We start from the raw sequence: 12456 nt of genomic DNA on the forward strand, positions 1-12456 counted from the left end.
GCCGGAACGCGTACCTGTCCTATGCGGCGCGGGAATGGCTCTCCTTCGCGCGGGAGCTGCTGGAGGGCGGCGATTCGGCGGCGGGCGTCAACGGGCTCGGCGCCGGATTAAAGCAAGGCCAAAAAACACGCCGGAGACGCCGTGTTTTTTGCTGCGCGGCGCGCAAGGCAGAAGCGCCGGCCGAAGGCCCGCGTTCGCGCTCGGTTGCTTCATTCATTACGCTTGCATTATAGTAGGGAACGAAACGATGATTATCATTCATGAACAAAGGAGCGCGGCTCATGGAGCTTACGCAGTTGGACTATTTTTTGACCGTCTCCCGGTTGCAGCATATGACGATGGCCGCTAAGGAGCTGAACGTGACGCAGCCGGCGCTCAGCCATGCCATTTCCAAGCTGGAGAGCGAGCTCGGCGTGCCGCTCTTCGACCGCGGCGGGCGGAACCTGCGGCTGAACCGGTACGGCGCCGCGTTCGCGAAATGGGTCGACGAAGCGCTGGCGAGCATCCGCAAGGGGATGCGGGAAATCGAAGAATCGTCAAGCCCCGATACGGGCGTCATTCCCCTTTCCTATCTGAACATCCTCGGCGTCGACCTCGTGCCCTCGCTCGTCACGGCTTATCTCGAACGGTATCCCAAGGTGCGGTTCGAGCTGATTCAAGGCGATAACGCCGACATTGACGAACAGCTGGAGAGCGGCCGGTCCGATCTGCTCCTGACGTCCAAGGAAACCGTAACGGACAACCGCGAATGGATCGTCATCCGGCGGATGCCGCTTTACGTCGTCGTCCCCGAACGGCATCGCTTCGCTAACCTGGCTTCGATTCGCTTGGCGGAGCTGTCCGGGCAGCCCTTCGTCGGGCTGAGCAAAAACTGCGGCCTGCGGGATTCCATCCGCGCGCGCGCCGCCAGCGCCGATTTCGCGCTCGCCTCCGCGTACGATGCCGAGGACCTCATCACCGTCGCGGGCTTCATCAAGGCCGGCCTCGGCGTGTCGGTGCTGCCGCGGACGCCCGGCCTTCTGCTGGACGGCCTCGTCTGGATTCCGATCCGGGACGAGGACTGGCAGTGGGAGCTCGGGCTCAAGTGGCGCCGGGACCGTTACCTGTCGCCCGCGGCCAAACGGTTCATCGCGTTCGTCCGGGAGCGGTCGCTAGCGGACGGAGTCGCTCCGGAGCGGCCGGACGAGTCATCCGATGCCTCGTCCGCGGGAACGCCGGCCCCCGCCCATGCCGAAGAGCGCGACCGGCACGCCGCCGAGCAGCAGGACGGCCATGCCGAGCAGTGACGCATGGAGGCCGGCCGCCGGCTCGGCATACCGGCTCAGCACCAGCGCGACGAGCGCCACGCCGAATGTCGCGCCGAGCTGACGGGCGGCGTTCAGCGCGCCCGACGCGGTTCCGGTCTCCTCCGGCGCGACGGCGGCGATCACGGCCGTCATGACGGACGGAATCGCGAAGGAAACGCCGAAGCCGGTCAGCGCGAGCCCGGCTATCGCGAGCGCGCTGCCCGCCTGCGCGTCCGCGAGGGCGAGCAGCAGCGTGCCGGCCGCCGCCAGGGCAAAGCCCGCCGCCATCGGGAGCTTCGCCCCGATCCGGCCCACGATCCGACCCGTCAGGATCGGATTGAACGCGAGCGGCACCATCATCGGCAGCAGCGCGAGCCCGGCGTCGCGCGCGGACAAGCCGCCCGCGCGCTGGCCGTAATACGGCAGCGCGAACAGCAGGCCGGACAGCGCGGCGTTGATCGTCATGCCCGCGGCGAGGCCGCCCGCCACCGCCGGCTTGCGCAGCAGCCGCAGGGGCAGCAGCGGCGTCCGGACGAGGGCCTCGGCGATCACGAACCCGGCGGCGCTCGCCGCGGCCACCGCGAAAGCCGCGACGATGCGCGGCGAGCGCCAGCCGTCCGCATCGCCTTGCATGAGCGCGTAGGACAGCGAAGCGATGGCGGCGACGGCCGCGAGCTGCCCGGCCGGATCGAGGCCGCGGCCGGCCGCGCGGGGCGGATTCCCCGCCAGCCTATTCGTGACGATCAGGCTGAAGACGGCCGGCGGCACGTTCAGCAGGAAGATGGCGCGCCAGCCGGCGGCGTCGACCAGCAGGCCGCCCGCTACCGGGCCGGCCGCCATCGCGACGCCCGTCGCCGCCGCCCAGATGCCCATCGCCCTGGCGCGCGCGGCCTTGTCGGGATACGCCTGCGCGAGCAGCGTCAGCGAGGCGGGCAGCAGCGCCGCCCCGCCGATGCCGAGCGCGGCGCGCAGCGCGATCAGCCCGCCGATGCCCGGCGCGGCGGCCGACAGCGCCGAGGCGGCGGCGAACGCCGCAAGGCCGCCGAGATATACGCGCTTGGCGCCCAGCCTGTCGGCGAGCGCGCCCATCGGCAGCAGCAGACCGGCGAACGCGATCGTGTACGCGTTCGCGACCCACTGCAGGTCCTGCATGCCGCCGCCCAAGTCGGCGCCGATCGCCGGCAGCGCAACGCTGACCGCCGTCGTGTCCAGCAGGACCATGAAATACCCGAGCGACAGCCCGAAGAGGAGCAGCGTACGCTTCGTTCCGCCTTCTTTGGTTAACCTTAATGTTTGTTCCGTATCCATCTCCTCATCCCCCCTGCTTTTCCCATCCTGCGTGCGGAGCGGCGTCCCCGCCGCCCCGCACCCAGTGTATAATGAGACGAATGCCGGAATAAGAGAACGGTTTATCCTGGGAGCAAGCCTCCTAGTCAAGCGTTTCCGGCGGAAGGAGCGAAGCGGCATGAAGATGAGCGACAAGGAACGGCTTCTCGAGCTCGCGCAATTCTTGAAGACGCGCCGCGCGCGGCTGTCGCCGGAACAAGCCGGGCTGCCTGCGGGCGGACGCAGACGGACGCCGGGACTGCGGCGCGGCGAGGTCGCGCAGCTCGCCGGCGTGAGCGTCGACTGGTACACGTGGATGGAGCAAGCCCGCGACATCGGAATCTCGGCGCAAGTGCTGGACAGCCTGTCGCGCGCGCTCCGGCTGGACGAGCCCGAACGCCGGCATCTCTATCTGCTGGCGCTCGGGCAGCTGCCGGGCCTCAGGGAGACCGGCATCCCCGGCGTCGATCCCGCGCTGCGGCGGTTCCTGGATCTGCAGGGCGCGAGCCCGGCCTACGTCACGGACCAGCGGCTGGACGTCGTCGCCTGGAACCGGGCGGCCAGCCTGCTCTACGGTCCGTACGAAGAGCTGTCCGGCCGCGAGCGCAATTCGCTGTGGCGCACGTTCACCTCGCCCGCCGTCAAAGCCCTGCTGCGCGACAAGTGGGAAGCGCACGCCCGGCACCGCCTCGCGGTCTTCCGGGCCGGCTACGCCAACTATCCCGGCGATCCCTGGTGGGTCGCGCTGATCGAGGAATTGTCCCGGATCAGCCCGGAGTTCGCGGCTTGGTGGCCGCGGCACGACGTGCTGGCCGGTCCCGAAGGCAAGAAGATCAACCATCATGCGGCGGCCGGCCGGCTCGCCTTCGTGCAGATTTCGTTTCTCGTCTCGGACGCCGCGCATTTGACGGCGACGGTCAACCTGCCGGACGACGAGGAGACGGCGGACCGGATGCGCGGGCTGCTGGAGGCGGACGGCGCAGCCCGATAGAGCGGAAGGCACAGCCAGAGAGTCCGGCCGCCGATCGGCACCGTTCTTACGGAGCCAAGCTCCCCGACAATCGGCCGGCGCCGCTCGCGGCACGACGAAAAACCCCCGAACGTCAGCGTTCGGGGGTTTTGCTTGTAGACGCTCCGTTTGGCCGCATCGCTCGGCGCCAAGCAGTTCGGCTGTTCGGCAGTTCAGCGGTTGGGCTGTTCGCCCGTTCGGCCGCTTGGCGCCGCCGGCTAGTCTACGCTACGCGCCTTGGACGGCCGCCTCGAGCGCCACGACGATCATGTCGTTGAACGTCGTCTGGCGTTCTTCCGCCGTCGTATCCGCTTCGCCGCTGAACAGGTGGTCGCTCACCGTCAACACGGACAGCGCCTTCGCGCCGTGCCGGGCGGCGATCGTGTACAGCGCCGAGGACTCCATCTCCACCGCGAGCACGCCGTAATCGGCCAGCTTCTTGACCGGATCCATGCTTTCGCGGTAGAAGTTGTCGGCCGTCAGGATGTTGCCGACTTTGACCGCCAGCCCCTTCTCGACCGTCGCCCGGTAGGCCCGGTGCAGCAGATCGAAATCCGCGGCCGGCGCGAACGTGAAGCCCGGGAACAGCTGGTGGTTGGCCGCGGAATCCGTCGTGGCCGTCATGGCGAGAATGACGTCGCGGACCTTGACGTCCTCGCGCATGCCGCCGCACGTGCCGACGCGGATCAGCTGCTTGACGCCGTATTCGCGGATCAGCTCGTTCGCGTAGATGCTGATCGAGGGCACGCCCATGCCCGTGCCCTGCACGGAAATCCGGTGTCCTTTATAGCTGCCGGTAAAGCCGAGCATGCCCCGCACCTCGTTGTAGCAGCGCGCGTCCTCGAGGAACGTTTCGGCGATGTGCCGCGCGCGCAGCGGATCGCCCGGCAGCAGGATCGCTTCGGCGATCTCGCCCGGTTTGGCGTTGATGTGAATACTCATTCGGAAAGCCCCCATCGTAGGTATAATTGGCCCAAGCATGTCCTTCATCGTCGCGATCTATGTAAGAATGCCGGATTAGCGAATCTTCGAACATCCGCCCCCTATCATAATATGAACGGGGACCGTTTACAACATGCGGCGAGCCGGCGCCGGCGAACGCGGAGAGGGTCCGGCTTACGGCCGGACCTCGGTCTGGGCGAACGGCGAAAGCGAGCCGGAGAAGGTCAGCGCCAGCTCGTGGAGCGCTCGCGTGCAGGCGATGTACAGCAAGCCTCGGTCCGCCTCCGTCCGGTACGTCTCCGCGTTCGCGAACGGTACGACGACCCGGTCGAATTCCAGGCCTTTGGCGACGTGCACCGGCAGCACGACCGCGCCTTCCCGGAACCCGGCGCTGCCGAAACCGAGCCGATGGACGCCGGGATGCCGCGCCAGCAGCGCCGCATGCAGCCGCTCGGCCTGTGCTTCCGTCTTGCACACGATGCCGAGCGTCCGGTGCCCGGACGATTGAAAGGCCGCGACGGCGTCGCCGATCCGAACGATTTCCTCCGCTTCGTCCGCCGCGCGCACGACCATGGGCTGCTCGCCATGGCGCTCGGCCGGCTCGATGCGGCTCCCGGGCGCGATCCGCCGGGCGAACGCGATGATCTCCGCCGTCGAGCGGTAGCTCTTCAGCAGCTCGGCCGTTTGCGCCGCCGGAAATACGGCGCGGAGCGTATCCAGGGTCGACGACGCGTTCGGATCGAGCGACTGGTTCTCGTCGCCCACGATCGTCATGCCGCAGGCGAACAACCGGGCCAGGACGGCGAAGTGAACGGCCGTGTAATCCTGCATCTCGTCGATCACCAGATGCTTGACCTCTTCATACCCCGTCGCGCCTTCCAGAAGGAGCTTCAAGTAGAGCAACGGATAGACGTCGGCGTATTCGATCTTCTTCTTGGCCTTGGGCTTGAACATCTCCGGCGCGCCGATGTAGACGTAGAAGTCCCGGTATAAAGCCAACGGGTCCAACGTCCGGAACATCCGGCGAACGGCCGTCTTGATCCGGTTCGCGGCGGCCGGCTTCAGCTTGTCGCCGTGAACGGTCCGGCCTTGCGCCGCCAGTACGGCCGCCGTCTTGGCCAGACGCGCCTTGACCGGCAGAGCGGACGCGGCGCGGTAGGCTTCGGCCACCGCCGTCTCCCCGATCTCCGCGTCTCCGAACGCGATCGCTTCGGCGGCGAACCCGTCCGCCTCCAGATGCGCGGCGTAGTCGTCCAACGCGTGTACGAAAGCGATGCCCGCCTTGAATCGGATTCTGCCCGCTAGGGCTTCGTCCGAACCGGCTGCCTGCGCCGCGAGCTGTTCGGCGAACGTCTCGAAGTCGCAGATGCCTGCCAGTTCGCGGCTCGCGATGTCCGCGGCGGACGTTTCCGCGATGCGCTCCTCGCCGAGCTCCGGCAGCACGTTCGAGATGAAGTCCGCGAATACGCGGTTCGGCGACAGAATCATGACGTTCGCGGAGCGTAACGTCTCCTTGCGCCGGTACAGCATGTAAGCGATGCGGTGGAGCGCGACGGACGTCTTGCCGGAACCTGCGACCCCCTGCACGATCAGTACGTTCGCGCGCTCATTGCGGATGATCGCGTTTTGCTCCGCTTGGATCGTGGCCGCGATTTGCTTCATTTTCTCGTCCGACGTCCGGCTGAGCTCCCGCTGCAGCACCTCGTCGTGGATGCGCTCCGCGCTTTCGAGCATGTACGCCATCTCCCCGCGCTCGATCCGGTATTGACGCTTCAAGCCGACTCGGCCCGCGATCTCGCCCGCAAGCGCGGCGTACCGGGCTTGCCCGACGGGTGAATCGTAGAACAGGCTCGCCACGGGAGAGCGCCAGTCGTATACGAGATCCGCTCCGTCGTCCGCGTCGCCGAACGCATGCACGCCGATGTAATAGGTTTCGGCGGCCGTCCGGCCGTCGGGGGTAAAATCCACGCGCCCGAAATACGGCGAAGCCAGCTGCTTGCGCATTCGCTCCCGCTTCGACGCGTCCCGCTCCCCGCGGTCGACCGCAAGCGAGATATCGACGGCGTTGGCCGCCCGTTCCGCCGGATCGAGCTGGTCCCGGTTCGCCCAGACGTACCGCTTCGCCTCGAGGACGCCGCTCCGCGCGTCGTCGAGGCGCGCCTCCGTTTCCTGCAGCGCTTCACGCAGCCGGGCCAGCGTCTCCGCCAAATGCCGTCGTTCTTCCGCTTCCGTCTCGTTCAAAGCCATCGCGATCCCTCATTTCCTCGGTAAAGTAAGCCTAAGTATAGAAGGAAATGAAAAAAAGTATAGACTTATCCTGACGGCTGTTTTACTATGTACTGTACGTGGGTCCAAAAATCTGCATACGATGGTGCCGATACGTCCCTCCGTTCTTCGCGAACGGGGGGACTTTTGCGTCCGAGGATGCCTTTTCCCGCGAATAATGGTAAAATGCAACCGTAGAATGCCCATTCGATTTGGAGGTGCCAGACCATGGCGGCAACACAATCCTTTGCCTTTATCGGTTCTTATGCGGATGCGGACGGACCCGGCCTGTACGCCTGCGCGTACGATGCCGAGACCGGGGCGCTGACGCTGCTCGATCAAGCGGACGGCCTGCAAAATCCGACCTTCCTCGTACCCGCCGATTCCGCCCGGACCTTGTATACGATCATGGAAAGCAAGGACGCGGAAGGCCGCCGCGTCGGCGCGGCCGCCGCGTACCGGTTCGATCCCGACGCGGGCCGGCTGGAGCGCCTGAACGACGAGATCACGCTTCCGGCGACGACCTGCCACATCACGCTCGACCGGACGAACCGGTTCGCGATGACGGCGAGCTACCACGGCGGGATGATCGGCCTGTCGCCGATTTTGCCGGACGGCCGCATCGGCATGACGGCGGACGTGCACCGGCATGAAGGCAGCAGCGTGAAGCCGGCCCAAACCCAGGCGCGCGCCCATTCGGTCATCGTCGACCGCAACAACCGATACGCCGTCGTGTCCGACCTCGGCCTGGACAAGCTGTTCGTCTACAAGCTCGACCTCGCGGACGGCAAGCTGACGCCTCATTCCGAGACAAGCATCGCCCCGGGCTCGGGGCCGCGCCATTTCGTCTTCCATCCGGAGCTGCCGATGGGTTACGGCATCAACGAACTGAACAGCACGATCACCGTCTACGGCTACGACGCCGAGGCGGGCGCGCTGACCGTCCATCAGACGATCTCCACGCTGCCGGACGGGTACGCGGGGGAGAACGGCACGGCGGACATCCACCTGTCGCCGGACGGCAAGTTCCTGTACGGCTCCAACCGCGGGCACGACAGCCTGGCCGTCTACCGCGTCGATCCGGCGAACGGCCGGCTGGAGCCGGTGGAGTACGCGCCGACGCTCGGCGGCCATCCGCGCAACTTCGGCCTCTCGCCGGACGGCCGCTTCGCGCTCGTCGCGAACCGCGACGGCAACAACGTCGTGACGTTCGCGCGCGACGCCGAGACCGGCAAGCTGCGGCCGACGGGAAGCGAGCTGCACGTGTCCAAGCCGGTATGCGTCCGTTTCGCGGCGCTGTAGCTTAACCTGCCCTGCCGCCGCCCCCGCGGCTATTGGCCCGGCGGACGAAACCCGCAAGCGCGGCCGCCCGTCAACCGCGTTTGCCGTCATGCGAAAGGCCGCCCGGCGTCGATCGAGTTCGACTCCGGGCGGCCTTTTGCTTTCCTCGCGCGTTCCATTCCGGTCGTTATGCCTCGTCCGGCTCCCAGGCGGGATTCCAGACGACTTCCCACAGATGGCCGTCGGGGTCCTGGAAATGGCCGGAATACCCGCCCCAGAACGCGTCGTGCGCGGGATCGACGATCGTCGCCCCGGCCTCCAGCGCGAGCGCCATGACCCTATCCACCTCGGCTCTGCTCCCTACGTTGTGCCCGATGGTGAATTCGGTCGGGCTCGGCGGCGCGAGCGGCAGCTTCGTCTCGTGCGCCATGTCCGACCTGCGCCAGATGGCCAGCTTCATGCCGGCCTGCAGATCGAAGAACGCCACCGCTCCATGCTCGAATTCCGTCCCGATGATGCCCTCGGTCGCCAGGCCGAGCCCGTCGCGATAAAACCGGAGCGATCGCTCGAGATCGTCCACGCCCAGCGTCAACACCGTAATCCGCGGTTTCATCCTATCGTTCATCTCCTCTCGATCCAGCTGCTCTCGTCCATCTTGCAATCGCGCTTCCCGCGCGTGCGGACGCCCGCCAGCGAGAGTTCGCGTCCGTCAACCCGATTTGCAGCGGCGGCGGCTGCAGCGGACGTGAAGCTCTCATGAACGGCCTCGCTCCTTCCCCTTATCCTGACTCGATTGTAATCCATCCCGCTCCGGAACGAAAGCGCGCTCCGTTATGCCGCGACCGCCCGTCCCCGCGGTTGAACGCACCGGAAATTGGCAATTCTGCAGCAAGGAAGAAGCAGCCGCGCGGCACAGCCTCGGCGCGAAACGACGGCGTCCCGTCCGGCTCCCGAGATCACCCGCGAAGCGCTCGACAAAATTCGCGATCGGCACTGCAACCTTTTTGCAGATGGGCCCGTCTGAGGCTGTGTAAAAGGAAAATACTACTTCTCTAGAGGTGAAAGAAAATGAAGAAATCGTTCAAAATGCTGACGCTTACCGCTACCGCCGCCCTGTCGCTCACGTTCGCCAGCCAAAGTTTCGCCGCAGCCGGCTTTACGGATCTCGGCAATGACGCCGCGAAGGATAAAATCATTTCCTTGCAGGAGAGAGGACTGGTTAAAGGCGTGAGTGCCGAACTGTTCGCGCCGCAAGCGTCGATGACGGCCGCCCAAGGCGTGCAGCTGATCGTGAACGCGCTCGACCTGAACCTGGACCTTGTCCGCTTCTTCAAAGAGCCGAAAGCGAGCGACTACTTCCAGAACGCCAAGGACGACGCTTGGTACGCGGACGCGTTCATCATCGCCGCCGTCAACAACATCGGCCTGCCGGCCGACCTGAACCCGGGCAAGGTGCTGTCGCGCGAAGAATTCACGCACATGCTCATTCACGCGATGGAAGCGAGCGGCAAGCTGCCGATGATCAATCCGGTCGTCGTCGACATCAAGGACGGCGATCAAATGACGGTCGACTACTCCGGTTCGATCCAGCGCGCGCTTAGCTACGGCGTGATCGCCCTCGACAAGGACGGCAGGCTGAAGCCGAAAGCCGCCATCACCCGCTCCGAGTCGGCCGAGGAAATCTACAACGCGATCGAATACTTGAAGGCGCACCCGGGTCAAGTCGCCGACGGCACGCTGACGGCCACGCAAGGCGCAGCTCTGATCGGCGGCGCGCTGGGCGCCAAAGCCGAGCTCGGCGAAGACGTCGCGCCGGATGCCGTGCTGACGCGCGAAGCGTTCATCGACCTGCTCGTCCGCTCCGTCGAGAAGGCCGGCCAGCTGCCGCTGATCAACCCGGTCGTCGTCGACATCAAGGACCAGGATCAAATCAACGTCGTCTACTCCGGCTCCATCCAGCGCGCGATCAAATACGGCATCGTGCAGCTGAACGAAGACGGCACCTTCGGCCCGAAAACGGAAGTGACGCGTTCCGCGGCGCTTGAAGCGATCGACAAGGCGACGGCCTACCTGAAAGCCCACCAGGCGCCGGCCGAAGCGAACGCGCCGATCACAGCGGCGCAAGGCGCCGATCTCATCGCCAAGCAATTCGGCATCGCGGTCGACCTGAAGAGCTTCGACCTGAATCCGGACCAAAAGGCGACCCGCGAAGCGTTCACGCACGTCCTCGTGCAAAGCCTGCAGAAGAGCGGCAAGCTGCCGATGATCAAGGTCGCGCCGGTCGACATCAAGGACGGCGACCAACTCGACGTGCTCTACTCCGGTTCCGCGCAAACCGCGCTGAACCTCGGCATCGTCAAGCTGGACGCGGACGGCAAGTTCGACCCGAAAGCCGAGCTGACCCAAGCGCAAGCCGCCGACGAAATCGCCAATGCCGTCAAAGCATTGGATAAGTACCCGCAAGCGAAATAACCCATCAAAAATAACTTGCGTCTGTGCGAAAATCAAAAGAGGCTGCCCGTGGGCAGCCTCTTTTGCGCGTGCGTCGCGTCGTTCACCGGACCAGCACGAAAATGAGCGCGATCAGCGCCGGCAGGCCCTGCACGAGCCAGATCGAGCGCTTCGCCGTCGCGCCGCCGTACAGCGCGGCGACCAGGACGCAGATCAGAAAGAACAGTTCGATCGCGGGGCCGGTCGTCTCGTCCGGATGCACGAGCCCCCAGACGAGTCCCGCGGCCAGGAAACCGTTGTACAGCCCCTGATTCGCGGCGAGCGCTTTCGTCGTCTCCGCTTCTTCCTTCGTCGTTCCGAAAGCTTTCATCGCGCGCGGCGTCGTCCATAGAAACATTTCGAGCACCAAGATGTACACGTGCTCCAGCGCGACCAATCCTACGAAAATAGCGGCGAGTATCATCGATTCCTCCTCGGTATGCGGCTTCCGTCCCTCATTCTACAACGATGAGGGCTAGACGCGAATATCGAGATTGGCGCCCAAGTTCGGCTGCGCGCTCTGCTGCATCATTCGGACGAGCTGCTGCGATTGCGCCGTTGCCTGATCCTGGGCCATCTTGAGCACTTGGATGCCGACCGCCTGCGCCAGGCTGCCCTGCGCCAGCGAGATCGACAATGCCGGAATGTCCATGCGAGTCCCTCCATTCTGCCGCCCGTCATTCGGCCTGCTCCTACTATATCGGACGAAGCCGCCGAACGGTTGAATGGCCGGCACGAGCCGCGTCCGCGCGAGTCCGAGCCGGGGCGCGTCAAAGCACGACGACGATCTTCCCCCGGACATGCCGCTGCGAGAGCCGGGTCAGCTCGTCCGGGACCTCTTCGAGCGAGATGCGCTTCTCGATCATCGGCACGATTTTGCCGGCCGTCATCAGCGCCATGAACTGTTCCGCCATGATGCCGAGCTCGGTCTCCGCCCGTTCGTCCCCGGCCAGGTACGCGCCCGAGAGCATCATTTTGTGCACCGTGAACGTCTTGTGGGACGGCTGAAAATCGGCCACGGTCTCCGGCGCTCCCGCGATGCAGGCCAGCTGGCCGCCGAACGCGAGCAGCGACAGGTCGGCCTGCGCCGTCTGCCGGTTGATCGAATTGAGCGCATAGTCGACGCCGCGGCCGTCCGTCAGCGCCAGGACGCGTTCGCGAACGTCCTCCGTATTGTAGTCGATCGCCGCATGGGCGCCGAGCGTCCGCACGTAGTCGAAGTTGGCGGCCGAGGCGGTCGTGATGATTTGCCCCGCTCCGAACGCTTTCGCCAGCTGGATCGCATACCCGCCGACGCCGCCGGCCCCGGCGTGAATGAGAATGGAGGCGCCCTGCTTGAGGTTCATCTTGCGGGTCAGCGCCTGATACGCCGTCAGCCCCGCGCACGGGAATGCCGCCGCCTCTTCGAACGAAAGCCCCTCCGCGATGCGGGCGGCAGCGTTAGCCTTGACGATGCCGTACTCGGCGAAGCTGCCGTTCCGGACGAAGCTGCCGTGGTAGACGACGCGGTCGCCCTCCCGCCACTGCGCGACGCCCTCGCCCGTCTTATCCACGACGCCGGCGGCGTCCAGGCCCGGCACGAACGGGTACGTCCAGGCCGGATGGCCGTTTTTGGCCATTTTGTAATCCGCCGGGTTCAGGCTGGCGGCCTTGATGCGGACGCGGATTTCGCCCTGTCCGGGCTCGGGAACCGGCAGTTCCGCCGGCGTCATGGTATGCGGCTCGCCGGGAGCGCGCAGAACGATCGATCTCATCATCGAAATGACTCCTTTAAAGTGATTTTCCCTCAAGCATAGCACATGGAGGCCGCTTGGAGAAAAAAATGAGATCGTTCTCATCCGCGCCCCGCTCGGACGG

The 12456-nt window shown here is 65.7% G+C and carries 11 protein-coding genes; 4 read left to right on the plus strand and 7 right to left on the minus strand.

Translation table 11 applies throughout. From position 1 onward, the window contains the following. Positions 1–260: 260 nt before the first annotated feature. A complete protein-coding gene (locus BMZ79_RS16865; RefSeq protein WP_256252789.1) occupies positions 261–1286 on the plus strand; it encodes a LysR family transcriptional regulator in 1026 nt (341 codons plus the stop codon). Here the strand turns inward: BMZ79_RS16865 and BMZ79_RS16870 are convergent. Next, entirely contained in the window at positions 1188–2594 is a 1407-nt protein-coding gene (locus tag BMZ79_RS16870) for an MFS transporter (protein WP_090641864.1), read from the minus strand. The two genes, BMZ79_RS16865 and BMZ79_RS16870, sit on opposite strands and share 99 nt — an antisense overlap. Before the next feature lie 157 nt (positions 2595–2751). Between BMZ79_RS16870 and BMZ79_RS16875 the strand changes: the two genes are divergently transcribed. After that, positions 2752–3603: a helix-turn-helix transcriptional regulator gene (locus tag BMZ79_RS16875; protein WP_090641866.1), complete on the plus strand. Its 852-nt coding sequence runs from the start codon at positions 2752–2754 to the stop codon at positions 3601–3603. A gap of 246 nt (positions 3604–3849) precedes the next feature. Here BMZ79_RS16875 and deoD read toward each other — a convergent pair whose 3' ends face one another. Continuing rightward, the gene (gene deoD / locus BMZ79_RS16880; RefSeq protein WP_090641867.1) at positions 3850–4563 is read right to left on the minus strand and encodes a purine-nucleoside phosphorylase; all 714 of its coding nucleotides are present in this window, start codon (positions 4561–4563) and stop codon (positions 3850–3852) included. Positions 4564–4737: 174 nt separating this feature from the next. Further along, on the minus strand, positions 4738–6810 hold the full coding sequence (locus BMZ79_RS16885) for a HelD family protein (RefSeq protein ID WP_090641869.1): 2073 nt from the start codon (positions 6808–6810) through the stop codon (positions 4738–4740). 246 nt (positions 6811–7056) lie between these two features. Between BMZ79_RS16885 and BMZ79_RS16890 the strand changes: the two genes are divergently transcribed. Continuing rightward, the gene (locus tag BMZ79_RS16890) at positions 7057–8130 is read left to right on the plus strand and encodes a lactonase family protein (protein ID WP_090641870.1); all 1074 of its coding nucleotides are present in this window, start codon (positions 7057–7059) and stop codon (positions 8128–8130) included. A 166-nt stretch (positions 8131–8296) separates the two neighbouring features. Here BMZ79_RS16890 and BMZ79_RS16895 read toward each other — a convergent pair whose 3' ends face one another. Further along, positions 8297–8722 (minus strand): VOC family protein, encoded by a 426-nt coding sequence (locus BMZ79_RS16895; RefSeq protein WP_090641872.1) that lies wholly within the window; start codon positions 8720–8722, stop codon positions 8297–8299. 455 nt (positions 8723–9177) lie between these two features. Here BMZ79_RS16895 and BMZ79_RS16905 point away from each other — a divergent pair, with 455 nt between their 5' ends. Then, positions 9178–10581, plus strand: a complete 1404-nt coding sequence (locus BMZ79_RS16905; protein ID WP_090641875.1) for an S-layer homology domain-containing protein — start codon at positions 9178–9180, stop codon at positions 10579–10581. A gap of 82 nt (positions 10582–10663) precedes the next feature. Here BMZ79_RS16905 and BMZ79_RS16910 read toward each other — a convergent pair whose 3' ends face one another. The 3 genes from BMZ79_RS16910 to BMZ79_RS16920 all read right to left on the minus strand — a co-directional run bounded on the left by BMZ79_RS16910 (position 10664) and on the right by BMZ79_RS16920 (position 12356). Beyond that, positions 10664–11023 carry a DUF1304 domain-containing protein gene (locus BMZ79_RS16910; protein ID WP_090641877.1) on the minus strand — a complete coding sequence of 120 codons (360 nt, stop codon included), beginning with the start codon at positions 11021–11023 and terminating at the stop codon, positions 10664–10666. A gap of 51 nt (positions 11024–11074) precedes the next feature. Continuing rightward, entirely contained in the window at positions 11075–11251 is a 177-nt protein-coding gene (locus tag BMZ79_RS16915) for a YjfB family protein (protein WP_090641878.1), read from the minus strand. Between the two features lie 118 nt (positions 11252–11369). Beyond that, positions 11370–12356 (minus strand): zinc-binding dehydrogenase, encoded by a 987-nt coding sequence (locus BMZ79_RS16920; RefSeq protein WP_090641880.1) that lies wholly within the window; start codon positions 12354–12356, stop codon positions 11370–11372. Positions 12357–12456: the final 100 nt, after the last annotated feature.

Source organism: Paenibacillus sp. UNC496MF, from assembly GCF_900113915.1.
In the GTDB taxonomy this organism is placed as follows: Bacteria; Bacillota; Bacilli; order Paenibacillales; family Paenibacillaceae; genus Paenibacillus_Z; species Paenibacillus_Z artemisiicola.

Excerpts from the sequence above, each read along its gene's own strand:
- BMZ79_RS16865 (WP_256252789.1), top strand. The coding sequence starts at position 261 with ATGAACAAAGGAGCGCGGCTCATGGAGCTTACGCAGTTGGACTATTTT.
- BMZ79_RS16870 (WP_090641864.1), bottom strand. The coding sequence starts at position 2,594 with ATGGATACGGAACAAACATTAAGGTTAACCAAAGAAGGCGGAACGAAG.
- BMZ79_RS16875 (WP_090641866.1), top strand. The coding sequence starts at position 2,752 with ATGAAGATGAGCGACAAGGAACGGCTTCTCGAGCTCGCGCAATTCTTG.
- deoD (WP_090641867.1), bottom strand. The coding sequence starts at position 4,563 with ATGAGTATTCACATCAACGCCAAACCGGGCGAGATCGCCGAAGCGATC.
- BMZ79_RS16885 (WP_090641869.1), bottom strand. The coding sequence starts at position 6,810 with ATGGCTTTGAACGAGACGGAAGCGGAAGAACGACGGCATTTGGCGGAG.
- BMZ79_RS16890 (WP_090641870.1), top strand. The coding sequence starts at position 7,057 with ATGGCGGCAACACAATCCTTTGCCTTTATCGGTTCTTATGCGGATGCG.
- BMZ79_RS16895 (WP_090641872.1), bottom strand. The coding sequence starts at position 8,722 with ATGAAACCGCGGATTACGGTGTTGACGCTGGGCGTGGACGATCTCGAG.
- BMZ79_RS16905 (WP_090641875.1), top strand. The coding sequence starts at position 9,178 with ATGAAGAAATCGTTCAAAATGCTGACGCTTACCGCTACCGCCGCCCTG.
- BMZ79_RS16910 (WP_090641877.1), bottom strand. The coding sequence starts at position 11,023 with ATGATACTCGCCGCTATTTTCGTAGGATTGGTCGCGCTGGAGCACGTG.
- BMZ79_RS16915 (WP_090641878.1), bottom strand. The coding sequence starts at position 11,251 with ATGGACATTCCGGCATTGTCGATCTCGCTGGCGCAGGGCAGCCTGGCG.
- BMZ79_RS16920 (WP_090641880.1), bottom strand. The coding sequence starts at position 12,356 with ATGATGAGATCGATCGTTCTGCGCGCTCCCGGCGAGCCGCATACCATG.